Raw genomic sequence first — 21,556 nt, 5'->3', positions numbered from 1 at the left:
CGCCGTAAACGTTGCCGGAGTGACGTGAGCCGCTTCGCGCGCCGACAATCCGCCATGTTACCGATAATACTTGGACGTACCGATCGGCTAACCGCATGACAATACCGCAGCAAAACCAAGGAAAATGATCGTGGTCGAGAAAACACCCCCCTCATCCAGCAACACCGCAATCGACGAGAAGACAGGGAAGCCGCAGCTTCGCTCCCGCGCCTGGTTCGACAATCTGGCCAATCCCGACATGACGGCGCTCTACCTCGAACGCTACATGAACTTCGGCCTCAGCCAGGAAGAGCTGCAGTCGGGCCGGCCGATCATCGGCATCGCGCAGACGGGCTCGGACCTGTCTCCTTGCAACCGCCACCATATCGAACTCGCCAAGCGTGTGCGCGAAGGCATCCGCGATGCAGGCGGGATCGCCATCGAGTTTCCGGTGCATCCGATCCAGGAAACCGGCAAGCGCCCGACCGCGGGCCTCGACCGCAACCTCTCCTATCTCGGCCTCGTCGAGGTGCTTTACGGTTATCCGCTCGATGGCGTCGTGCTGACGATCGGCTGCGACAAGACCACGCCGGCCTGTCTCATGGCCGCGGCAACCGTGAACATCCCAGCGATCGCGTTGTCCGTCGGCCCGATGTTGAACGGCTGGTTCCGTGGCGAGCGCACGGGCTCGGGCACGATCGTCTGGAAGGCCCGCGAGATGATGGCGCGCGGCGAGATCGACTACCAGGGCTTCGTCAAGCTCGTCGCCTCCTCCGCGCCCTCGACCGGCTACTGCAACACGATGGGCACGGCGACCACGATGAACTCGCTTGCCGAAGCACTCGGGATGCAGCTGCCGGGCGCCGCCGCCATCCCCGCGCCGTATCGTGACCGCCAGGAAATCTCCTACGAGACCGGTCTACGGATCGTCGAGATGGTACGCGAGGATCTGAAGCCATCGGACATCCTGACCAGGGAAGCCTTCATCAACGCAATCAAGGTCAACTCCGCGATCGGCGGCTCGACCAACGCGCCGATCCACCTCAACGCGCTTGCCCGCCATGTCGGCGTCGAGCTCTCGGTCGATGACTGGCAGACGCATGGCGAGGAAATCCCGCTGCTGGTCAACCTGCAGCCGGCAGGCGAATATCTCGGCGAGGATTATTACCACGCAGGCGGCGTGCCCGCCGTCATGGGCGAGCTGATCAAGCACGCCCATCTCGACACCAACGCGATGACGGTCAACGGCAAGACGGTCGGCGAAAACTACACGGCCTCGATGATCGAGGACGAGAAGGTCATTCGGCCCTTTGACCGGCCGCTGAAGGAGCGCGCCGGCTTCCGCGTGCTGAAGGGCAACCTCTTCTCCTCGGCGATCATGAAGACCAGCGTCATCTCGCCGGAGTTCCGCGACCGCTACCTCTCCAATCCCAATGACCCGGAAGCCTTCACCGGCCGCGCCGTCGTCTTCGACGGGCCGGAGGATTATCATCACCGCATCGACGACCCGTCGCTGGTCATCGACGCCGCGACCATCCTCTTCATGCGCGGCGCCGGCCCGATCGGCTATCCGGGCGCTGCCGAGGTGGTGAACATGCGCGCTCCGGACTATCTGTTGAAGCAGGGCATCTCGTCTCTCCCCTGCGTCGGCGATGGCCGCCAGTCGGGCACGTCAGGCTCGCCCTCGATCCTCAATGCCTCGCCGGAAGCGGCCGCCGGTGGTGGTCTTGCGATCTTGCAGACGGGCGATCAGGTGCGCATCGACCTGAAGAAGGGAACCGCCAACATCCTGATCAGCGACGAGGAGATCGCCAAGCGACGCGCGGAACTGGTCGCCGCCGGCGGCTATGTCTATCCGGAAAGCCAGACGCCGTGGCAGGAAATCCAGCGCTCCTATGTCGGGCAAATGGAAACAGGCGCGGTGCTGGAGCCGGCGGTGAAGTATCAGCGGATCGCCCAGACCAAAGGTATCCCGCGCGATAACCACTAAGCGGCAACTTTCGATCATGGGCCGGTGTCTGGTTAGGCATCGGCCCATCATCGTTTTCGCAGATAGGCGATCATTCCCCCGCATTCCGGCCTTGCCCGTCGCAGGCGAATGTGATCGATTCTGCTGCCGCTGGGTTGGAGGGCGGCGCATCCCCTGGCTCATAGAGCGCGTCCATCGCTCGCGTGACGGAACATTATCATGCCTTATACCCTTCTCGACGCCGCCGCCTCGGGTGGTCTGTTCGTTGGCCGTGTCTGGAACCCTGCCGCCGAAGGCCCCAGCCTCGTGACGATCCGCGATCAACAGGTGATCGATATCACCTCGAAGGACGTGGCCACGATGAGCGCGCTTCTGGAGAGGCCCGATCTCGTCGCCTTCGTTCGCTCGGCTAACGGCAAGTCGCTTGGAACGCTCGAGGACATCGCCGCAAACAGCACCGGCAAGCCGGATTCCTCGCGCCCCTATCTGCTGGCGCCGGTCGATCTGCAGGCGGTCAAGGCCTGCGGCGTCACCTTCGCGCAGTCGATGATCGAACGCGTGATCGAGGAGAAGGCGGCGGGCAATCCCGACCGGGCGGCCGCGATCCGCCAGCGCGTCAGCACGTTGATAGGCGGTAGCCTCAACAATCTGAAGGCCGGTTCGCCTGAAGCAGCCACGGTCAAGCAAGCGCTGATCGAGGAAGGCATGTGGTCGCAGTATCTCGAGGTCGGCATCGGCCCGGATGCGGAAGTCTTCACCAAGGCGCCGGTGCTCTCCTCCGTCGGATGGGGTGCCGATGTCGGCCTGCATCCCGTCTCGACCTGGAACAATCCGGAGCCGGAAATCGTGCTCGCGGTCAACAGCCGTGGCGAAATCCGGGGCGCCGCGCTCGGCAACGACGTCAACCTGCGCGATGTCGAGGGGCGTTCGGCGCTGCTGCTCGGCAAGGCCAAGGACAACAACGCCTCGTGCTCGATCGGCCCCTTCATCCGTCTGCTCGACAAGAGCTTCGATCTCGACGCCGTGCGCAGCGCCGAACTCGACCTGAAGGTAACCGGCGAAGACGGCTTCGTGCTTCACGGCAAGAGCTCGATGTCAAAGATCAGCCGCGACCCGACCGATCTCGTCCGCCAGACCTGCGGCGCGCATCACCAATATCCCGATGGCTTCATGCTGTTTCTCGGAACGCTGTTTGCCCCGATACAGGACCGCGACGCGCCGAACCAGGGTTTTACCCACAAGATCGGCGATGTCGTGGAGATTTCGTCGGCCGGACTCGGCTCGCTTGTGAATACGGTGCGACGCTCGAACGACTGCACCCCCTGGACCTTCGGCATCGGCGCGCTGATGGCCAATCTGGCAAAACGCGGACTGCTTTAGGCGCGCGGCGCAAGCAGCTTTTGATGGCGGCGTCTGCCGCCGCCATCAAAAAACATCCGGGATAAGCCGGTTTCTCCTGTCCATTCCAAGCCGCGACCATATATGCACAGGTCAAGCGAAGCGAAGATGTGAGGGTGCGATGAAACGGACTGTGGTTGCAATTGTCGCGCTGGTTCTCATGGCAGGATGCACGACGGGCAAGGACTACTCCGCACCCGGCCTGACGCCGATTCCAGGCAGCATCATCTATAGTGGCCAGCCTCGAACGAAGCTCACCAAATCGCCGATCGGCTCGACCTTCCCGCACAGCTTCATCGACCAGTACGGACAGGAGGTCGAGGAGACCTACATGATCCAGCCCGACCGGACGCTAAAGATTGTCCACCGTGTGATCCGGCCGATCCGCTTCGGCGGTAGAGATTGAGCGAAACGCACGTATGGCGCGCATCTTCGGGGTTTCAGCCCACAGATCACCTTATCGTCATAATCCTGAGGTTGAATTTGATCGCTTGCTAAGACAAACTGTTGTTGCTGGATAGAGCCGGTTTGCCGGGGACTGTTTCGCTTTGATTCCGGCATAGGAAATACAGGATGAATGCAAAGACACCGAATGCAATCGATAGCTATGTGGGTTCCCAAGTCAGGATGCGCAGGCAGTTGCTGGGACTAAGCCAGGAAAGGTTGGCCGAGCAGATCGGCGTGACGTTCCAGCAGGTGCAGAAGTACGAAAAGGGAATGAACCGGATCGGCGCCAGCCGGCTGCAGCGTATCGCTGAGGTTCTGAATACCACGCCAAGTTTCTTCTTTCAGCAGGATCCGTCGGAGCCCCTGTCGCTCGCCGGCCTCGATCTGACGGCAACGACCGATCCGGTCGCCGAATTCCTGCATTCCAAGGAAGGGCTCGCGCTCAACAAGGCGTTCATCAAGATCACGGACACGCAGCTGCGCGAAAAGATCGTGGCGCTCGTGAAAGCGATGGCGCAGACGCAGGTTGCCGCGGACAAATCCGCCGCCTCGTCCAACCAGTAATTGGACTTACCGGCCGACGGCGCATCCGCGCCGCGGCCCGCATGATATAAAAGCCTGCATGACATGAAAGAAGGGGCGCCTGTTGCGGGCGCCCCTTCTTCGTTTCTTGGGAGAGTTCGATACCGGACGATTATTCGTCGAGATAGCGTTCTGTGAGACGCGCCCACATTGCGGCACCCGCCGTCAGGCTGTCGTCGGCGAAGTCGTATTTGGCGCTGTGGAGGATCGCCGAGTTCATGCCGTTACCCAGGCGCAGGAAGCTGCCGGGCTTGTGCTGCAGGAAGTGCGAGAAGTCCTCGCTGCCGGGGATAAGCGGGCAAAGCGCGACATTGCCCTCGCCGACCAGTTCCTCGGCCACCATGCGGGCGAACTCTGTTTCCTTCTCGGAGTTGACGACGACGGGGTTGCCGTAGGCGTAGTCGATCTCGACGGTGGCGCCGAAGCCTTCGACCAGCGACGTCGTCAGCGCCCGGATGCGCTTCTCGAGGATCTCACGGACCTTCGGATCGAACGAGCGCACCGTCAAAAGCATGCTCGCGCTTTCCGGAATGACGTTGGCAACTTCGCCGGCATGGATGGCGCCAACCGTGACGACAGCCGTCTGCGTCGGATCGACATTGCGCGAGATGACCGTCTGCAGCGAGACGACGAGGTTGCAGGCAACGACGACGGGATCGATCGTCAGGTGCGGACGCGACGCGTGGCCGCCCTTGCCCGTGATCTTGATTTCGACCGTATCGGCAGCCGCCATCAGCGGACCCGAGCGCATCAGCCAGCTGCCTTCAGGCGCGCCGGGGTGATTGTGCAGGCCGAAGATGGCGTCGAACGGGAAGCGCTCGAACAGGCCGTCATCGATCATCGCCTGAGCGCCGCTGAAGCCGCCGGCCTCTTCGGCCGGCTGGAAGATCAGGTTGACCGTGCCGTTGAACTTGCGGGTGCGCGCCAGATATTCGGCAGCACCCAGCAGCACCGTCGTGTGGCCGTCGTGGCCGCAGGCATGCATCTTGCCGGGCACCTGGCTGGCATAGGGCTTGCCGGTCTGCTCGGTGATCGGGAGCGCGTCCATGTCGGCGCGGATCGCGATGCTCTTCTTGCCGGCGCCCTGCGTCATGCGGGCAACGACGCCGTTGCCGCCGACGTTGCGGGTCACTTCATAGCCCCAGCCCTCGAGCTTTTCGGCGACGAAGCGTGCGGTTTCCGTTTCTTCAAACGACAGTTCGGGATGGGCGTGCAGATGCTGGCGGATGGCGCGCAGTTCGGCGTCCATGGGCTCGAAATCCGAAAGGCGGGCGAAATCGTTGTCGATGGTCATGTCCGTTCCAATTCTTTGCATGCGTGGTCCGCTACCGGCCCCATGAGAGGGCCGGCCGGGTCTTCGATTGCATCATGAGCGGCGCTCGGCCGGATGAGCCTGACGTCAGAGAAAGCGCGACAGGAAGGCCTGCGTGCGCGGATGCTGCGGATTGCCGATCACATCCTCTGGCTTGCCCTGCTCGACCACGACGCCGCCATCCATGAACACCACCCGGTCGGCCGCTTCACGGGCAAAGCCGATCTCGTGGGTGACGACGATCATCGTCAGGCCCTGCTTGGCGAGATCACGCATCGTCGACAGCACTTCGCCGACGAGTTCCGGATCGAGTGCCGAGGTCGGCTCGTCGAAGAGCATCAGCTTCGGCTTGATCGCGAGCGCTCGGGCGATCGCCACGCGCTGCTGCTGGCCGCCGGAGAGCTGGCGAGGATAGGCATTCGCCTTCTCCGACAGACCGACACGCTGCAGAAGCTGCTTGGCGTTTTCGATCGCATCCTTGCGGTTCTCACCATGGACGCCGACCGGCGCCTCGATGATGTTCTGCAGCACCGTCATGTGCGGATAGAGATTGAACTGCTGGAACACCATACCGATCTTGCGGCGCTGGCGGGCAATGCCGTTGGGCGAAAGTCGCTCCAGCCGATCCTTGCGCACCCGGTAGCCGATCTGCTCGCCATCCACCTCGATGTATCCCTTTTGGATGGACTCGAGGTGGTTGATACAGCGCAGGAAGGTCGATTTGCCCGAGCCCGACGGACCGAGAACGACGACGACTTCGCCAGGCATGATGTCGAGGTCGATGCCCTTCAGCACTTCGAGATGATCGAAGGACTTGTGGACATTGCGCGCCTGAACCAGCGGCTTAGTATTGGAGACGGCGGTCAATGGCTTGCCTCCTCTGCAGCGGCAACAGTGGCCGGCTTGGCCGTTGCGCCATTGCGGCGTTCGCTGCGGCCGTAATAGGCTTCGATGTAGCTCTGGCCAATATTCAAGACCGAGGTGATGAGCAGGTACCAGATGACGGCGACCAGCAGCATCGGAACGATCTCGAAGGTGCGGTTGTAGATCGACTGCACGGAATAGAGCAGATCGGCCATGGCGATGACACTGACGAGCGAGGTCGCCTTGATCATGCTGATCAGCTGGTTGCCCGTCGGCGGAACGATCGAGCGCATCGCCTGCGGAATGATGATCCGCCGCAGCGCCCTGCCCTTGGTCATGCCGAAGGCTTCGGCGGTTTCAGCCTGGCCGCGATCGACCGACAGAAGGCCACCGCGAATGATTTCGGCCATGTAGGCCGCTTCGTTGAGCGCCAGGCCGACAATGGCCGCCGTCATCGGCGTGATCACAGCATTGGTGTCCCAGCTGATGAGCGATGGGCCGAAGGGGATGGCGATCGATAACTGCGGAAACAGCGTCGACATGTTGTACCAGAAGATCAGCTGTACCAGCAGCGGCGTGCCACGGAAGAACCAGATAAACAGCGAGGCAAAGCCTTTCGCCAACCGGTCGTTCGACATGCGCATGATCGCGATGATCAGGCCGAGCGCGACACCGAGGATCATGGCGATGACAGTCAGGCCAAGGCTGACATAGAGGCCGCTGATGACGGTCGGGTCGAAGAAGTATTGGGCAACGACCGGCCAACCGAAATTCTCGTTGTTGGCGACGATCCAGACGAAATCGATGACGACGATGGCGATGATCGCCCAGAGAACGAGGCGTCCCGTTCTGAACGGCGTATGCGCGGTAACGACGTCGCGGAAGTCAGCACCGCCCGAAGGCGGTGCATTGGTCGTGGTGTTGGTGCTCATTTGGGAAGCTGTCCGCCGAGGTTGAGGCCGGGTTCCTTGATCATGTTGTTCTCAAGGCCCCACTTTTTCATGATCGCGGCATAGCTGCCGTCGGCCATCAGTACCTTGATGGCGTCGATCAGAATAGGACCGAGCGGCGAGCCCTTGGGAACGACGGCGCCCTGGAAAATGTCTTCGAAGCCGTTCTTCTGACCGACGCCGGTCAGTTCGAGCTGGCCGTTGGCCTGGCTGACGAAATAGGTGAGCGGCGCCTGCGAGGAGAAGAAGGCATCGGCGCGCTTTGAGCGCACGGCGAGGATCGAGCTTGGCTGATCGGTGTAGGACTGCACTTCGACCGGGCTCTTGCCATCAGCCTTGCACTTGTCCGACTGAGTCTTGATCACGCGCTCGGCGGAGCCGCCGGCCATGACCGAGATGCGCTGGCCACAGGCCGTGTCGAGCGAGGTGATGCCCTTCGGGTTGCCCTTCACGGTCGCGAAGACGACGAATTCCTGAACCCAGTCGACGAAGTCGTTGGCTGCTTCGCGGTCCTTGTAGTCACCGACGGGACCGAAAGCGAACTGGTAGCGGCCGGAGTTGACGCCGGCGAGCAGCGCCGGCAGGCCGCCGACCGTTTCATGTTCGATCTTGACGCCGAGGACGGCGCCCAGCGCTTCGGTCAGATCGGCGCTGGCGCCGGTCATGACGGTGCCGGTGACGATTTCATAGGGAGGGAACGAACCGTTGTTGACGGAGATCATCTTGCCCGAGGTCTTGATCGCGTCGGGAAGCTTGTCATGCAGCGCGGCGTTAAGCGCCGGCTTCGGCAAGGCCGCGTCCTCTGCCATCGCAGCACTGGTGGCCACGGCGCTTGCCAGGACGAGGTAGGTCATTTTCTTCAGCAACATGTTCATTCCCCTTATTAATGCTGTTTGTAGTGGTAGGCGGTTAGGCGGTGGTACCGGTCCGGCTGCCGTCGGTGTCGAACGGGAAGAGTTCCAGAGGGGTCATCTCGCGAGCGAGAATGCCCTGAGCGTGCAGCTCGGCCGAGAAGTCGGCGATCATCTTCTCGTTGGCGGCAAGGCCGTTTTCATCCCAGTTCGCAGGGAGTTCGAGAGAGGTCTTCAGGAGCTCGTCGAACATCCACGGCGACGTGTCGGCATATTTGCGGCGCTTGTTCAGCCACATGCGCTGCGATTCCTCGATCAGCTGGCTGAGTTCGGCAATGATCCAAGGATTCTCTTCCACGATCTCAGCCTTGATGCCGATGAGGTGCATGCCGGGTACATATCCCACCTCGTCGAAATATCGACGCTCAGCGCCACGGAAGTCGGAAAGAACCTGCCGGAAAGGTGAACCATTGGCAAAATAGCCATCCGGCATGAACGGCGTGAAGATCGCGTCGAGCTGGCCTTCACGCAACAGGTCGACCATCGGACGTTCGCCGGGGGCGGCTTCGATGAGGCCGGGGCGGCCAAAGCCGTCGAGCCGATCGACAACAGGATGCGCTTCCGTGAGGCGGCCGGCATACCACATCGCGTCCTCGACCTGAACGCCTTCGCGGCGCACGGCGGCGCGCGTCCAGGTGTTGCCCGAGTCGCGCCAGCCGGTAACGCCGATGCGCTTGCCTGCAAGCTGCGACAGCTCGGTGATCGGGCTGTCCTTCATGGTGATGACGCAGCGATGGCGGAAGCCACGCATGATGAAGTTCGGAATGCCGACGACGCTGTGATCACCATCGTAGCGCAGCTGGGTGTAGCGGCTGAAGGACATTTCGGCTGCGTCACAGGTGTCGCTCTTACCGACATGCGAAACAAGGGTGCCGATGCGCTCGACCTTGACGTCGAGCTTCGACGACGAGACGTCGCCGAGAATGAGAGGGGTCATGTAGTCCCAGTCGCGAAGGGCAAGGCGAAGTGTGATCGGCATCTGCATTCACTCTCAAAATTTCTTGTCTGGCGCATCGTTAAATGTTCAAATAATACTGATCAAATGTTATTACGTTATTGAACATTAATTATGGTGCGAAAATGAGCGATAGTCGGGATGCGGCGTGGTTTGCCCAAAAAATAACCGATCGGACGATTCGCGGTATCGCGCTCGAGACCAGCGCGCTCATCCGGGGTGGTGCGCTGCCTGTCGGCACCAAGCTACCGGCCATTCGCGATCTGGCGTTTGCGCTTGGTATCAGTCCGGCGACGATCTCCGAGGCGTGGAGCGAATTGCGTCGCCAGAAGATCATCAGCGGCCGTGGGCGCAATGGAACATGGGTGAGCGGCGACCGTTTCGTCGCCAAGCCGGAGCGTTTGGCGAGTTCCGGCAACTACGGCGAGGACGTGCTGAACCTGACTGCGGCCGTTCCCGACGTCACGCTTCTGCCGAAGCTCGAGACAGCCATGGCCTACGGCGCATCAGCCGAGAATCTCAACAGCTATGAGCGCAACCGCATTCTGCCCGAGCTCGAGGCAGCGGTCAGGGAGACCTGGCCCTATGAGCCCGAGGCGTTTCTCGCCACCAACGGCGGCTACAACGCGGTATACACGCTGATGAACGCGCTCGTCATGCCCGGCGCGGCAGTCGCAATCGAGAACCCCACTGCCATGCGCCTTCTTGATATTCTCGAGGATCGCGGCGCGCGCATCATTCCGGTCGAATGCGACCATGAGGGTCCACTGCCCTCGTCCTTGCGCCAGGCAATGGCCTATCGTCCCGTCGCCTTCATATTCCAACCGCGCATCCATTCAGTCACCGGCCAGACCGTGACTGCCGCGCGCATGCAAAGCCTGGCCGACGTCCTGCGCGGTGCCGATACGCTGATCGTCGAGGATGATGGCATTGGCGATATCTCCGATGCGCCGAGGCAATCGATGGGGAATATCTTCCCCGATCGGGTGATCCACATATTCTCCCTCTCCAAGACCCATGGGCCGGACCTGCGGCTGGCGGCCCTTTCCAGCTCGCGGGCGATCGTTGAGCAGATCCAGTCCTTCCGCAGCTTCAGCGCCGGCTGGACGAGCCGCATCCTGCAGGCGGCGGGCGCGTGGCTGATTCGCGATCCCGCCACGCAAGAGACTGTGCGCAAGGCGCGCGCGATCTATGCGCAGCGCCGCTACGATCTGGTGCAGGCATTGCGCGACCGAAACATAAACGCCGCGCATGGCGCTGGGCTGTCGGCCTGGGTGCCGGTGTCCTCGGAGCCCTTCGCGATGGTCACGCTTGCCGCACGCGGGATCGCCGTGCATCCGGGCGCGAAATTCTCGCTGTTGCCGGGCAGTTACCTGCGCGTGGCGACCGCCACGCTGTCCGACCGCTGCATCGAGGTCGCGGATTCGATCGCGCTTGCGGCATCGCATGATTGATTTGCCCGAGTTGCGATGCCGGTCAGCTTGGCGTGAAACTCAATAACTGCACGTCCAGTTGTTGGTCGGCCTAAATCCAGCGTCGCATGCCGGGTTGGCTGACGTTCGAGGATTATAAAAGTTATCGGCCGGATTATGGTTCGAGCCCGTCGTGCATGCGGACGTCAGCGCGGCCAGAATTGCCACTATTCCGGCAGTTGCGAACCTGTGAACTGCGTCCATTAGACCTCCCCCGGTGACTTTTCCTCCATCGGAGGATGCTGTGCCGATGCGGCAGATGCAAGGCCAATTGAGTTCTCCCCAGCACACCCAAGCCATGCGGTTCCCCACTATCTTGAGCGTGCAATGGTGTCCGTATTGCGACCTGCTTGACACAAAAGAAAAGTGACTTAATCTAGTCGACGGATCGGAGGAGACCCGTTGTTGTGGAGGCAGCGGCTCGGATGGGATCCTGAATCGGGAGGAAATACTGGTGAAGAACAAGGCAATCATGCTCGCCCTTCTGGCGGGTTCGTTCCTGGCCGCGCCTGTTATCGCGGCGGCTCAGGATCTGATCACGGGCGACATCGTCGGCAAGGCCGATGCGCCCAACAAGCTCATTTTCCGCATGACGACAGACGGGCCGCGCAACAACGAGCCTGTTTATGCCGAGGGCTACAGCAAGCTCTTCAACGATTTCATCGCCAAGCGCCCTGACTGGCAAATCGAGCTGCAGATGATGTCTGGTGATATTGGCCAGGAGCAGGCGCGCATGCTTGAGCAGGCGAAGTCCGGTTCTGCGCCCGATTGCGCCGCGGTCGATTCCTTCGTGCTGCCGCTCTTCAAGAAATCCGGCGTGCTGCAATCCTTCTCGCCCTACTTCAGCAAGGAAGAGATCGGCCAGCTATTCCCCTTCATCCGCGAGGGCATCACCGGCGATGACGGCAACATCTATGCCTGGTGGTGGTCGACCGACCTGCGCGTTCTCTACCGCAACAAGGAAATCGTGCCCGACGCGCCTCAGACCTGGGACGACCTGAAGAAGGCCGCGCTGCATTCCGTCGACGAGGGCATGGAGGGCATTCTCTTCAACGGCAGCCGCTACGAGGGCACAACCTTCGACTGGCTCGCCAACTTCTGGGGCCAGGGCGGCAAGCTGGTCGACGATCAGGGCAAGCCGATCTTCGGAGAGGGCGACAACCGCGCGAAGTTCATCAAGGCGGTGAACTACTATCGTGATCTGGTGGAATCGGGTGCTGCTCCCAAGCGTGTCGCGACGCTGGGCAGCTATGACGACTTCAATGCCGCTGCGGCCGCCGGAACCACGGCGCTCTTCGTTGGTGGCAACTGGCAGTATGCGCAGCTGAAGACCGCGCTCGACGAGGAAGAGTTCGCCAAGTGGACCTTCTCTCCCCTTCCCGGCCCGACCGCCAATGAGCGCTCGACCGGCACCGGCGGGTGGACCGTTGCCGCCTTCAGCAAGGATGCCGCCAAGGTGAAGGTCTGCGCCGACCTTGCCCGCGAAGTCTACATGGGGCCGGCCAACGCTCTGCAGGAGCAGCTGCCGACGCGCGCCGACCTCTACGACAAGTATGAGGTCTTCTCGACACCGGCGAACAAGACCTTCGCCGAAGCCCTGAAGGTCGGGCAGGCGCGGCCAGGGGCTGCGGTCTATCCGGAGATATCCAACCAGATCCAGATCATGATGGGCAAGGTGCTAACAGGCACGCAGGCGACGGAAGCCGCCGTCGACGAGGCTTTCAGCGCCTCGCTCAGCGCCTTCAAACGGAGCTGAGCTGATGATCGGTGGCGCGGGGTAACCTCACCCGCGCCACCGATGCCGACTGCCTGATCTCAATGACACATGACCGGACGGATCGATGACCAATCTCAGCATTGCGGCCGAGACTGCGCCTACCGGAAGCAGGCTTGCCGCGCGAAAGTTCTACCCCTCGCCCGCGCCCTGGCTGATGCCGCTGATCCTCGTTCTCGGGATCTTCTATCTCTATCCGCTGATCGACGTCTTCCGCTTTGCCTTCACCAACATATCGATCGTCGGCAACGACGAGGAATACACGCTGCGGACGATTGCCAACACACTTTCGAAGCCGGAGCTGCTGCAGATCCTCTGGGTGACACTCGTCTTCACCGGCTCCAGCGTCGTTGCTCAGCAGGTGCTCGGCCTGTTCATTGCGCAGGTGGTCGTGCGCAGCGAAAAACGCGGCCTGTTCGGCTCCACCATCGTGCGCACCACGGCGCTGGTCGCCTGGGTTGTGCCCGGGATCGCCGGCGGCATCATCTGGAAGATGCTGTTCAACGAGGCGCCTTTCGGCGGCCTCAACAGCCTGCTTAGGATGCTCGGCGCCTCGCCAGTCCAGTGGCTGTCCGACCCGAACATGGTCATGTGGTCGGTCGTGATTTCCAACGTCTGGCGCGGAACGGCCTTTTCAATGGTCGTCATGTACGCCGCCATCAAGGCGATCGATCCGGAACTCTACGAGGCCGCCGAGATGGACGGCGCCAATCCCTGGCAGCGGATGATCTACATCACGCTTCCACAACTGCGCGCGGCGATCCTCGTCAACATGATCCTCATCACCATCCAGACGCTGAATACCTTCGATGCGATCATCTCGCTGACCGGTGGCGGACCTGGCCGGGCGACGGAGGTCCTGTCGCTCTATACGTTCAACGTCGTCTTCAGGAACTACGATCTGGCGGCCGGCGCGGTTCTGTCTATCCTGATGCTTGTCATCAGCCTCAGCCTGGCGCTCGTCTATGCCCGCTTCCTGCCGAAGGGAGAACCCCAATGATCAATTCGAGACAGGAACGTATCGGCGATCTCTTCAGCTATCTCTTCATGCTGATCACCTTCCTTTTCTTCGCATGGCCGCTGGTCTGGCTGCTGTCGCTGGCGCTGCGCACCCGCAAGGAGGTGTTTCTCGGCGTCTCCAGGCTGATCCCCAAGTCGCCGACGCTCGACAATTTCATCGCGATCCTCTCCTCCGATAAATTCGCGGGCTATCTCTGGAACGCGCTCATCCTGTCGGCGTCGAGCGCGATCGGCTGCCTGATCGTGGCATTGCCGGCTGCCTATGCCTTCTCGCGCTTTCCTTTCCGCGGCAAGGGGCCGTGGATGATGGTGCTGCTTGCCTTCCAGATGATCTCGCCGCTCGTCATCATGGTGCCGCTCTACCGCTACATGGCCAAGATCGGCCTCACCGACAGCCATTTCGGCGCGACGATGGTCTATATCGCGCTTGCCGTGCCGATGGTGACGTGGATCCTCAAGGGCTTCATCGACGGCATCCCGCGAAGCCTCGACGAGGCGGCGCTGATCGACGGGTGCAGCCATTTCGGCGTCTTCTGGCGGATCATTCTGCCGCTCTCGACGCCGGGGATCGCCTCCGCCTTCATCATCTCCGTGATTGCCGGCTGGTCGCAATTCCTGGTGCCCTTCCTGCTGATCAGCAAGGAGGCACTGATGCCGATCGGCGTCGGCATCTTCCAGTATGCAGGAACCCAGAACGATAGCTCCATCCAGTTGTTGGCGGCAGCCTGCCTCGTGTCTGTCGTGCCCGCCATCGTCGCATTTCTTTCGCTCCAACGCCTCATTCTCGGCGCCATGACGGCCGGTGCCGTCAAGGGCTGATGTCTTTTCAAACCTCAGGATATGATCATGTCGCTTACGCTTGCCCAACGCCTCGACCGCATCCGCGTCCGCATGTCGGAACTCGAACACTGGCGCGCCCGTGAAACCGTCCAGATCAGCGATTGGACCTTCGACGGCGAACCGATAGCGATCGGTGCCGCATGGCCGCGCAAGGATGGCACGGTCAGCTTCGCCGCCTCGGCGCGCGTGCCGGAGCATTGGCCGGTCGAGGAGGCGCGCCTCAGCCTCAATCTCGGCGGCGAAAGCCTGATCACCATCACCGACGAGGCCGGCAACGAAACGCGGCTTGGTCTCGACCCCTACCACCAGGAATTCCGCCTGACGTCGCGCCGGATCAAAGTCTCCTCGGAGACGGTCGCACGCCTGCCGTTCGGCGAGCCGGTCCGCGCGCCCCGGCTCGAGCGGGCGAACCTCTTGTGGCTGGACGGGCCGGTCGACCGGTTGTGGCTTCTGTTGCGCCAGATCTCCGAGGCGGTCGATACGCTGGAGGGCCATGAGGTCATTCCGCATCTGATCGATATCGCCGAAGCCGCTATGCGCGGGCTCGACTGGCCGTCATCGACCGCAGCCTATATCGCCCGCATGTCGCCATCGGTCGGCCAGCAGAAGATCTGGCAGCTGCCCGACCTCGAAACCGCACCTGAAGGTCTCAACCAGGGACAGCGCGCCAGCGTGGTCGCGGCCTACGACACGCTGATCAAGGAGCTGAAGCAACTGCGCGAACGCTTCCCGCCGCAGGGCGAGATCGCGCTGACAGGTCACGCGCATATCGACCTTGCCTGGCTGTGGCCCTACCGCGAGACCCGCCGCAAGATGCGCCGTACTTTCCACACCGCGCTCTCGCTGATGGAACAGTCGTCCGACTTCCGCTTCAACCAGTCGACGGCGCATTATTACAACCAGATCGCCGAGGATGATCCCGAGCTTCTGAAGCGCATCGTCGAGCGCGTTAAGGAAGGGCAATGGGAAACGCTCGGCGGCATGTGGGTCGAGCCCGACACCAACATGCCGACGGGCGAAAGCCTCAGCCGGCAGATCCTCTACGGCCAGCGATATTTCGAAAAGACCTTCGGCGTTCGCCACACCGTGTGCTGGCTGCCGGATTGCTTCGGCTTCTCCGGCGCCCTGCCCCAGCTTCTGCGCCAGGGCGGGATGAAGAGCTTCTTCACGATCAAGGTGAACTGGTCGGAGACCAACAAATTCCCGGCCGACCTCTTCTGGTGGGAAGGCCTCGACGGCAGCCGGGTGCTGACCCACACCTTCGACAACCCGATGCATGGCTATAACGGCTTCGTGCAGCCGGATTGTTTCGTGCCCACCTGGCGGAACTTCCAGCAGAAGGACAAGCACGAAACGACGCTTCTGGCCGTCGGCTATGGTGACGGTGGCGGCGGCGTGACGCCGGAGATGATCGCACGCGAGGAGCAGCTGCGCGCCTTCCCGGCACTGCCGGCCGCGCGCTGGACCAAGGTGCACGACTTCTTCGAGGGGGCGCACAAGAGTGCCGCCGAAAAGGAGCTCACGACGTGGCAGGGCGAGATCTATCTCGAGCTGCATCGCGCGACGCTGACCAGCCAGAGCGTCGTCAAGCGCCTGCACCGCAAGGCCGAGCGCAGCCTGATCACCGCGGAAACCCTTGCCGGGCTGGCGCATCTCATGGGCGGCGAGAAGCCGGCCTCGCTGGAAAACGAATGGCGCGTCGTTCTGAAGAACGAGTTCCACGACATTCTGCCGGGCTCCTCGATCGCCGAGGTTTATGCCGACAGCGCGGAAGAACTCGACGGCGTGATCGCCGATGGCCAGGCCGCGCAGGCAAGCGCGCTCGCGGCCATCGCCAAACAGTTGCCATCAGGAAGCGGCAGCAACGTGCTGGTGGTCAACCCGTCGCTTGACGAACGGCCAGTACGGTTGACGCTGGCCGATGGCAGCCATGTGTCCACACGCGACAGCATCGCCCCACTCGCCATCGCCGTCATTGACATTGCATCGCTGAAGGCGCAGCCGGGCCTTTCGGCGAGCAGCAGCCATCTCGAGAACGAAACACTGAAGGTGACGTTGGCGAAGGACGGCTCGATTGCGAGCATCCTGCACAAGCCGAGCGGCCGCGAGGCGCTCGAAGGCGCCGGCAACCGACTGTTCGTCTACCCGGCCGACAAGCCGCGCAACTGGGACGCCTGGGACGTCGAGGAGGATTATGCCGCGCGCGGCGAGGAGATCACCGCGCTTGATAGCATCGAGCTGATCGAAAACACGGCGCACCGCGCCGCGATCAGGATCGTGCGCACCTGGCGCCACTCGCGCATCACGCAGATCCTGTCGCTAGGCGCCAATGCCCGTCGGTTGGATATCCAGACCGAGCTCGACTGGCACGACCGACGCGCCTTCTTGCGCACGCTGACTGATGTTGCCGTGCGCAATGCGCGCGCAACTTGCGAATGCGCCTATGGCGTCGTCGAACGACCCACTCACGCCAATACCTCCTGGGACGCGGCGATGTTCGAGGCGCCGGCGCATCGCTTCGCCGATCTCTCGGAGCCGGGCTTCGGCGTCGCGATCCTCAACGACGCGAAGTATGGGCACAGCATCCGCGACAACGTGCTCGGCCTCTCGCTGCTGCGCTCGCCCATCTACCCGGACCCGCTGGCCGATGAGGGGCTGCAGAGCTTCACCTACTCGCTGATGCCGCATGAGGGCTCCTGGTACGAGGGGGGCGTGCGCGAGGAAGCCGACGACCTCAACCAGCCGCTGCTGGCGATGGCCGTCTCCGACCGCGCCGTCGGGGCGTGGCAGCCGATCAAGGCTGAGGGCATCGACGCGGCGCTCTCGGCGATCAAGCCGTGCGAGGATGGCGATGGCCTGATCCTGCGCGTCTACGAGCCCGCCGGCCGCCGTGGCGCCTTCGGTCTGACGCTGCCGCAGGGATGGCACAACGAGGGAACAGTGAGCATTCTGGAAGAGCCGATGCGCGATGTGCCGGTCGAGGGACTGATGCCGTTCCAGGTCAAGAGCTGGCGTATTTCGCGCTAAGTCGACGTCAACGAATGGTTGGAGCCCGGTCACGCGGTGGCTGGGCTCTTTCCGTTTACGACACAATGACTTAGACTCGATAGGTCTTGTGGCGGTTCAACATACCAGACACCTAAGAGGAGAAGACGCAAGTTGCAGGTTTCGGGCTCCAATCCTGAGCAGGCGGCGGCGGCCAATCGGGCCATGATCCTGAGCGCGATCCATCGCGGCGGGCCGATTTCGCGCACCGAATTGGCGGCGCGATCGCGGCTGACCAAGCAGGCCGTGACACGGATCGTCGATCGGCTGCTCGATGAAGGCCTCGTCATGGAGGCGCGACGGCGGCATGGGCTGCGCGGGCAGCCGGCGATCGAGCTGGAGATCGATCCGGAAGGCGTGTTCTCGATCGGCGCCAATATCGACCGCGATCACCTGACCATCGTCGCTGTCGACGCCGTCGGTACGGTGCGCGGCCGCATTCACCACGAGGCACGCTTTCTGCTGCCGGATGATTTCGTCGCGCTGATGGCCGATGCGCTCTCTTCGTTCAGGCGACGCAAAGTCATCGAGGAAAGCCGACTGGCCGGGATCGGACTCGCCATTCCCGATTGGCTTGGCGAAGTGCCCGTTATCGGCTTTCCACCGGAATACCGGCGCTGGAGCGGATACGATGTGCGCGGTGCGCTGGAGGCGATCTCCGACCACCCCGTGTTCATCGACAACGACGCCAACGCGGCGGCTCTGGGGGAGATCGAATACGGGCTCGGCACCGAGATCGGCAGCTTCTTTTATATCCTGGCGAACGCCTGCCTGGGTGGCAGTCTTGTGATCGACGGCATCCGTCACAAGGGCGCCAGCGGGATTGGCGGGGAAATCGGCTGGCTGCCGGTGCTGTTCGACGACGGCCCCTTCGCCGGTAGCACCCAGCCGCTTGGCGAGATGTTTTCGCTGTTCATCCTGCTCGATCACCTGAAGCGGAATGGCGTCGAAGCGTCCACGCCCGCCGACCTGCTGACGCTCGATGCGGCGGGGCGCGCGATCGTTAGTGCATGGCTGCGCAAGGTCAGCGTCAAGATCGCGCAGGCGATCGTACATATCGGCATGATCGTCGATCCCGAGGGTGTTCTCATCGGCGGTCGTTTTCCCGTCCGCATCATCGATGAGTTGCTGCTCTACGTTCACGAGGAGATCAGCCGCCTCGGCGCCAAGGCGCCATCGCTGCATCGCGCGGCCGGCTCGGAGGATGCAGCAGCGCTCGGCGCGGCGGCCATTCCGCTGGCGCATCGTCTTGGCCTGCCATCGGCCGAACCGGCGCAGCGGTTCCGCAATCCGATCGGTGGTCTCGCGAACAGCTTGGAGAGATGGCCAGCAGTCTTGGCCGGCTGACGCTCTCAGGCGGGAAACAGCGTCTCGTTGAAAGGCCGAAGGGCAGCACCCAGCACCACGCCGTCTTTCGGATGAGTTGCCGGTTGCACCACCGGGATCCAGGGGGCGATCACCAGATCGCGGATTTTCTCTTCCCGCTCCCGCGCCATGCTCGATATCACCGAGGCCAGAATGTCATCGGGCAACGATCCGCCAATAAGGATCGCGCCCGGCGCGATGAAGCCGGAGATCGCCAGAACCGCTTCGTGAAGGTGGCGGGCGGCAACCGTGATCCACGCATCCGCCGAAGCGTGTCCGGCGGCCATGTGACGCTCAAGCGACGACAACGTCGCAACCTCGTTCAGCGTCGCGCCATCCACGCCCGATCGCATGTCGCCAATCTGGCCGGCGAGCCCATGAATGCCGCGAAACGGCCGGCCGCCGATGAGAAGCCCCGCGCGAACAGTCTCGTCGATCAGGATGGTGACCAGTCCGCCTTCCGGATCGCCGATCCCGAGCGCGCGTTCCGCGCCGATCGCCGCCTCGCTGTCGTCGAGAACGTAGAGCGGCCCCACCATCTCGCCGATGCGCTCCTCAAGGCTAATGCGGTCGATGGACGCTCCTGGCGCGATGGCCACGCCGCAGCCGACGAGCTTGCCCGACGCGATATTCTGGATGCTCCCGATCGCCTCGCCAATCTCCTCGACAGCGGTGAAGCCGATGCGTGCGCGGATTGCACAGGAAAGGTCGATGACGACGATCTCCCCTCCGTCCGGAGCTATCGAGATTCCGAGCGAGCAAGCAGCGTCGGGACAGAGCGCGAACTCCAGCGCCGCATAGCGTGTCGTGCTGGCGCGCTTGCGCCCAGTGACCAAGCCGGCATTCGCCAGACGCTGCACGATCCCCGCGATCGCCGGTTCCGTGAGCCCGAGGCGTCGCGACAATTCCTGCCGGGTCAGCGGGCCGAGGCGGCGCAGAAGGCCGAGTGTCGTTCGTGAGTTGTGATCGGCGATATCGACGGGGCTGATGCCGGGACGTGCGTCCGACGGATCACGCGCCCTTGGAGAGCCGGAAACTGAAAGCCGCCGCGCCGTCTTCAACCCCGATATCCTCGAACCATGTTCTTGGCGCAGGTCACCAACAGCCTCCCTCTTGTGCGCAATCCAGTCCGTTGAAATATCGCGCAATTTTCCATGCGCAGCAAGAAAGCTGTCTCCGATATGCCGCAATACACCGCTTTTGACGAAAAGAAAGGTGAGAGGCCTTGTTGTTTCCATAGTCGGCTCATAGATGAGCTTCCGAAACGACCACTCATTTTTTAAGGGTTTTCTGTTTCAGTCTTTGCGACTGGACTGGTGCGCACCCCGAGAATGTCAGTGGTCTGCCGTCCACCATCGTCCGTAAAGAACGACAAGGCCCATCGACAAGGGCCGGTCGTCGCATTTCGATTTGCTGCCAGGGTCACAAACATTGAGTCAAAGAGCTGCCATCAACCCCGTGGCCAATCCGCTGGTGGAAAAACGCGTCGTTCTGCATTTCCCTGGTTTCGAGCCGCTTGATTCAAAAGCCCACCATGCGCGCTATGCACGGTCCGCGAAGCTGAGCGCCAAGGCCTGGAATCTCGACCTCGATGTCGGCGCCTTCAAGGATGGCGGTTCCTTCGACGTCAACTGTGGCTCTCAAGGGGAAAGAACGTCGAGCCGCGTTTTCGTCTTCGACCACAACGAGCTCGTGCGCAAATATAGCGACAAGAGCCTTCTAAAGCGCCTCGCCTCCGGCTATGCCAGCGCCGCCAGCGTCATCGTCCAAGGCGGCTTCGTCGGCTATTTCAACCACGCTTGGCGCTTCGGTCTGTTCTTCGTGTTTCCGTTCGCGCTGGTTCTGCTGGCACTTCTCCTCAGCGCCACGATTGCGGCCGCTCCCTATCTTCTCGGCCTTCAGCGCTGGAACTTTCTCTGGAGCGTGCTGCTTGGGGTGATGTTCTTCCGCTTCGTCTTCCTGCCCTTCGCCGCGCGTTTCCACACGCTGCATCTCTTCGCGGACTGGGATCTGGCCGTGGCGCTGGCAAAGCTCGACGATCCCGCCATCGTGCAATGGCTCGACCGGTGCAAGGCGCGGGTGCGCGACGCGCTGCGCGAGGATGCCGACGAATATCTGATCACCTCGCACAGCATGGGATCGAGCGTCGCCAGCCATGTCATCGGCATGCTGGTCGAGGAAGAACCCGGGCTTTTCGCCAACAAGCAGGTGGTCTTCGTCACGCTCGGCGGCGCCATCCTGCAGTGCGCGTTATTGCGACCTGCGAAGAGCCTGCGGGCACGGGTTGGCGCGATCGCGCGCACACGCCAGATCTTCTGGCTGGAGATCCACTGTCTGACCGACGTGATCCATTTCTACAAGTCGCGCGTCGTGGCGCTCTGCGGACATGCCGACGCGCCGCAGGCCTCGATCGCCACGATCCGCATGCGCCACATGCTGACGGGCGAGCACTACCGCAAGATCCGTCGCGATTTCCTCCGCGTGCATCGGCAGTATGTGCTGGGCTCGGATCTGCGTTCCGCCTTCGACTTCACGCTGATAACCGCCGGCCCGCTTCCCGCCGCCTCCTTCGCCGACTTCGACCAGAACTGGATGCCGAAGGCGTAACCGATTGTTCCGAAAGAAAAATGCGTTGCCGATACTTTGTTCGGCCACGCATGTTTCAAGCTGAAT

Annotated in this window: 17 protein-coding genes; 11 read left to right on the top strand and 6 right to left on the bottom strand. The window is 62.4% G+C overall.

Annotation, left to right across the window (positions count from 1 at the left end):
* Positions 1 to 124: 124 nt before the first annotated feature.
* The 4 genes from J5286_RS26170 (at position 125) to J5286_RS26155 (ending at position 4,357) form a co-directional block, all read left to right on the top strand.
* Entirely contained in the window at positions 125 to 1,969 is a 1,845-nt protein-coding gene (locus tag J5286_RS26170; protein WP_209192908.1) for an IlvD/Edd family dehydratase, read from the top strand.
* Between the two features lie 198 nt (positions 1,970 to 2,167).
* Positions 2,168 to 3,328 carry a fumarylacetoacetate hydrolase family protein gene (locus J5286_RS26165; protein WP_209192907.1) on the top strand — a complete coding sequence of 387 codons (1,161 nt, stop codon included), beginning with the start codon at positions 2,168 to 2,170 and terminating at the stop codon, positions 3,326 to 3,328.
* A 178-nt stretch (positions 3,329 to 3,506) separates the two neighbouring features.
* Positions 3,507 to 3,752, top strand: a complete 246-nt coding sequence (locus J5286_RS26160) for a hypothetical protein (RefSeq protein WP_449090036.1) — start codon at positions 3,507 to 3,509, stop codon at positions 3,750 to 3,752.
* A 167-nt stretch (positions 3,753 to 3,919) separates the two neighbouring features.
* Positions 3,920 to 4,357: a helix-turn-helix domain-containing protein gene (locus J5286_RS26155; RefSeq protein WP_018901631.1), complete on the top strand. Its 438-nt coding sequence runs from the start codon at positions 3,920 to 3,922 to the stop codon at positions 4,355 to 4,357.
* A 130-nt stretch (positions 4,358 to 4,487) separates the two neighbouring features.
* On the opposite strand, the gene J5286_RS26150 is transcribed toward J5286_RS26155, so the two are convergent.
* The 5 genes from J5286_RS26150 to J5286_RS26130 all read right to left on the bottom strand — a co-directional run bounded on the left by J5286_RS26150 (position 4,488) and on the right by J5286_RS26130 (position 9,391).
* Positions 4,488 to 5,669: a M20 aminoacylase family protein gene (locus tag J5286_RS26150; protein WP_018901630.1), complete on the bottom strand. Its 1,182-nt coding sequence runs from the start codon at positions 5,667 to 5,669 to the stop codon at positions 4,488 to 4,490.
* 105 nt (positions 5,670 to 5,774) lie between these two features.
* Positions 5,775 to 6,554 carry an amino acid ABC transporter ATP-binding protein gene (locus tag J5286_RS26145; RefSeq protein WP_112435666.1) on the bottom strand — a complete coding sequence of 260 codons (780 nt, stop codon included), beginning with the start codon at positions 6,552 to 6,554 and terminating at the stop codon, positions 5,775 to 5,777.
* A complete protein-coding gene (locus tag J5286_RS26140) occupies positions 6,551 to 7,483 on the bottom strand; it encodes an amino acid ABC transporter permease (protein WP_209192906.1) in 933 nt (310 codons plus the stop codon). The genes J5286_RS26145 and J5286_RS26140 overlap by 4 nt, the downstream gene beginning before the upstream one ends.
* Positions 7,480 to 8,370: an ABC transporter substrate-binding protein gene (locus J5286_RS26135; RefSeq protein WP_209192905.1), complete on the bottom strand. Its 891-nt coding sequence runs from the start codon at positions 8,368 to 8,370 to the stop codon at positions 7,480 to 7,482. The genes J5286_RS26140 and J5286_RS26135 overlap by 4 nt, the downstream gene beginning before the upstream one ends.
* A 40-nt stretch (positions 8,371 to 8,410) precedes the next feature.
* Positions 8,411 to 9,391, bottom strand: coding sequence for a substrate-binding domain-containing protein (locus tag J5286_RS26130; RefSeq protein WP_209192998.1), 981 nt, complete (start codon positions 9,389 to 9,391; stop codon positions 8,411 to 8,413).
* Between the two features lie 101 nt (positions 9,392 to 9,492).
* Here J5286_RS26130 and J5286_RS26125 point away from each other — a divergent pair, with 101 nt between their 5' ends.
* From J5286_RS26125 to J5286_RS26100, 6 genes are all read left to right on the top strand, one after another.
* The gene (locus J5286_RS26125) at positions 9,493 to 10,821 is read left to right on the top strand and encodes an aminotransferase-like domain-containing protein (RefSeq protein WP_209192904.1); all 1,329 of its coding nucleotides are present in this window, start codon (positions 9,493 to 9,495) and stop codon (positions 10,819 to 10,821) included.
* Between the two features lie 490 nt (positions 10,822 to 11,311).
* Positions 11,312 to 12,595: an extracellular solute-binding protein gene (locus J5286_RS26120; RefSeq protein ID WP_209192997.1), complete on the top strand. Its 1,284-nt coding sequence runs from the start codon at positions 11,312 to 11,314 to the stop codon at positions 12,593 to 12,595.
* A gap of 85 nt (positions 12,596 to 12,680) precedes the next feature.
* Positions 12,681 to 13,613, top strand: a complete 933-nt coding sequence (locus tag J5286_RS26115) for a carbohydrate ABC transporter permease (RefSeq protein ID WP_209192903.1) — start codon at positions 12,681 to 12,683, stop codon at positions 13,611 to 13,613.
* The gene (locus J5286_RS26110) at positions 13,610 to 14,452 is read left to right on the top strand and encodes a carbohydrate ABC transporter permease (protein ID WP_047503834.1); all 843 of its coding nucleotides are present in this window, start codon (positions 13,610 to 13,612) and stop codon (positions 14,450 to 14,452) included. Before J5286_RS26115 ends, J5286_RS26110 begins: the two co-directional genes overlap by 4 nt.
* 27 nt (positions 14,453 to 14,479) lie before the next feature.
* Positions 14,480 to 17,500 (top strand): alpha-mannosidase, encoded by a 3,021-nt coding sequence (locus J5286_RS26105; RefSeq protein ID WP_209192902.1) that lies wholly within the window; start codon positions 14,480 to 14,482, stop codon positions 17,498 to 17,500.
* A gap of 183 nt (positions 17,501 to 17,683) precedes the next feature.
* On the top strand, positions 17,684 to 18,865 hold the full coding sequence (locus J5286_RS26100; RefSeq protein WP_245206575.1) for an ROK family transcriptional regulator: 1,182 nt from the start codon (positions 17,684 to 17,686) through the stop codon (positions 18,863 to 18,865).
* Positions 18,866 to 18,870: 5 nt separating this feature from the next.
* On the opposite strand, the gene J5286_RS26095 is transcribed toward J5286_RS26100, so the two are convergent.
* On the bottom strand, positions 18,871 to 19,944 hold the full coding sequence (locus J5286_RS26095) for an ROK family transcriptional regulator (protein ID WP_209192900.1): 1,074 nt from the start codon (positions 19,942 to 19,944) through the stop codon (positions 18,871 to 18,873).
* 370 nt (positions 19,945 to 20,314) lie between these two features.
* Between J5286_RS26095 and J5286_RS26090 the strand changes: the two genes are divergently transcribed.
* Positions 20,315 to 21,490, top strand: coding sequence for a hypothetical protein (locus J5286_RS26090; RefSeq protein WP_245206545.1), 1,176 nt, complete (start codon positions 20,315 to 20,317; stop codon positions 21,488 to 21,490).
* Positions 21,491 to 21,556: the final 66 nt, after the last annotated feature.

The sequence above is a fragment of the Rhizobium sp. 16-488-2b genome, assembly GCF_017741815.1.
Taxonomy (GTDB): domain Bacteria; phylum Pseudomonadota; class Alphaproteobacteria; order Rhizobiales; family Rhizobiaceae; genus Rhizobium.
This window is presented reverse-complemented; position numbering and strand designations above follow the sequence as displayed.

Bases quoted from the DNA above. Each gene is read 5' to 3' on its own strand.
- J5286_RS26125 (WP_209192904.1), top strand. From the start codon at position 9,493: ATGAGCGATAGTCGGGATGCGGCGTGGTTTGCCCAAAAAATAACCGAT.
- J5286_RS26150 (WP_018901630.1), bottom strand. From the start codon at position 5,669: ATGACCATCGACAACGATTTCGCCCGCCTTTCGGATTTCGAGCCCATG.
- J5286_RS26130 (WP_209192998.1), bottom strand. From the start codon at position 9,391: ATGCCGATCACACTTCGCCTTGCCCTTCGCGACTGGGACTACATGACC.
- J5286_RS26110 (WP_047503834.1), top strand. From the start codon at position 13,610: ATGATCAATTCGAGACAGGAACGTATCGGCGATCTCTTCAGCTATCTC.
- J5286_RS26160 (WP_449090036.1), top strand. From the start codon at position 3,507: ATGGCAGGATGCACGACGGGCAAGGACTACTCCGCACCCGGCCTGACG.
- J5286_RS26100 (WP_245206575.1), top strand. From the start codon at position 17,684: ATGATCCTGAGCGCGATCCATCGCGGCGGGCCGATTTCGCGCACCGAA.
- J5286_RS26155 (WP_018901631.1), top strand. From the start codon at position 3,920: ATGAATGCAAAGACACCGAATGCAATCGATAGCTATGTGGGTTCCCAA.
- J5286_RS26165 (WP_209192907.1), top strand. From the start codon at position 2,168: ATGCCTTATACCCTTCTCGACGCCGCCGCCTCGGGTGGTCTGTTCGTT.
- J5286_RS26135 (WP_209192905.1), bottom strand. From the start codon at position 8,370: ATGTTGCTGAAGAAAATGACCTACCTCGTCCTGGCAAGCGCCGTGGCC.
- J5286_RS26170 (WP_209192908.1), top strand. From the start codon at position 125: ATGATCGTGGTCGAGAAAACACCCCCCTCATCCAGCAACACCGCAATC.
- J5286_RS26120 (WP_209192997.1), top strand. From the start codon at position 11,312: ATGCTCGCCCTTCTGGCGGGTTCGTTCCTGGCCGCGCCTGTTATCGCG.
- J5286_RS26105 (WP_209192902.1), top strand. From the start codon at position 14,480: ATGTCGCTTACGCTTGCCCAACGCCTCGACCGCATCCGCGTCCGCATG.
- J5286_RS26115 (WP_209192903.1), top strand. From the start codon at position 12,681: ATGACCAATCTCAGCATTGCGGCCGAGACTGCGCCTACCGGAAGCAGG.
- J5286_RS26140 (WP_209192906.1), bottom strand. From the start codon at position 7,483: ATGAGCACCAACACCACGACCAATGCACCGCCTTCGGGCGGTGCTGAC.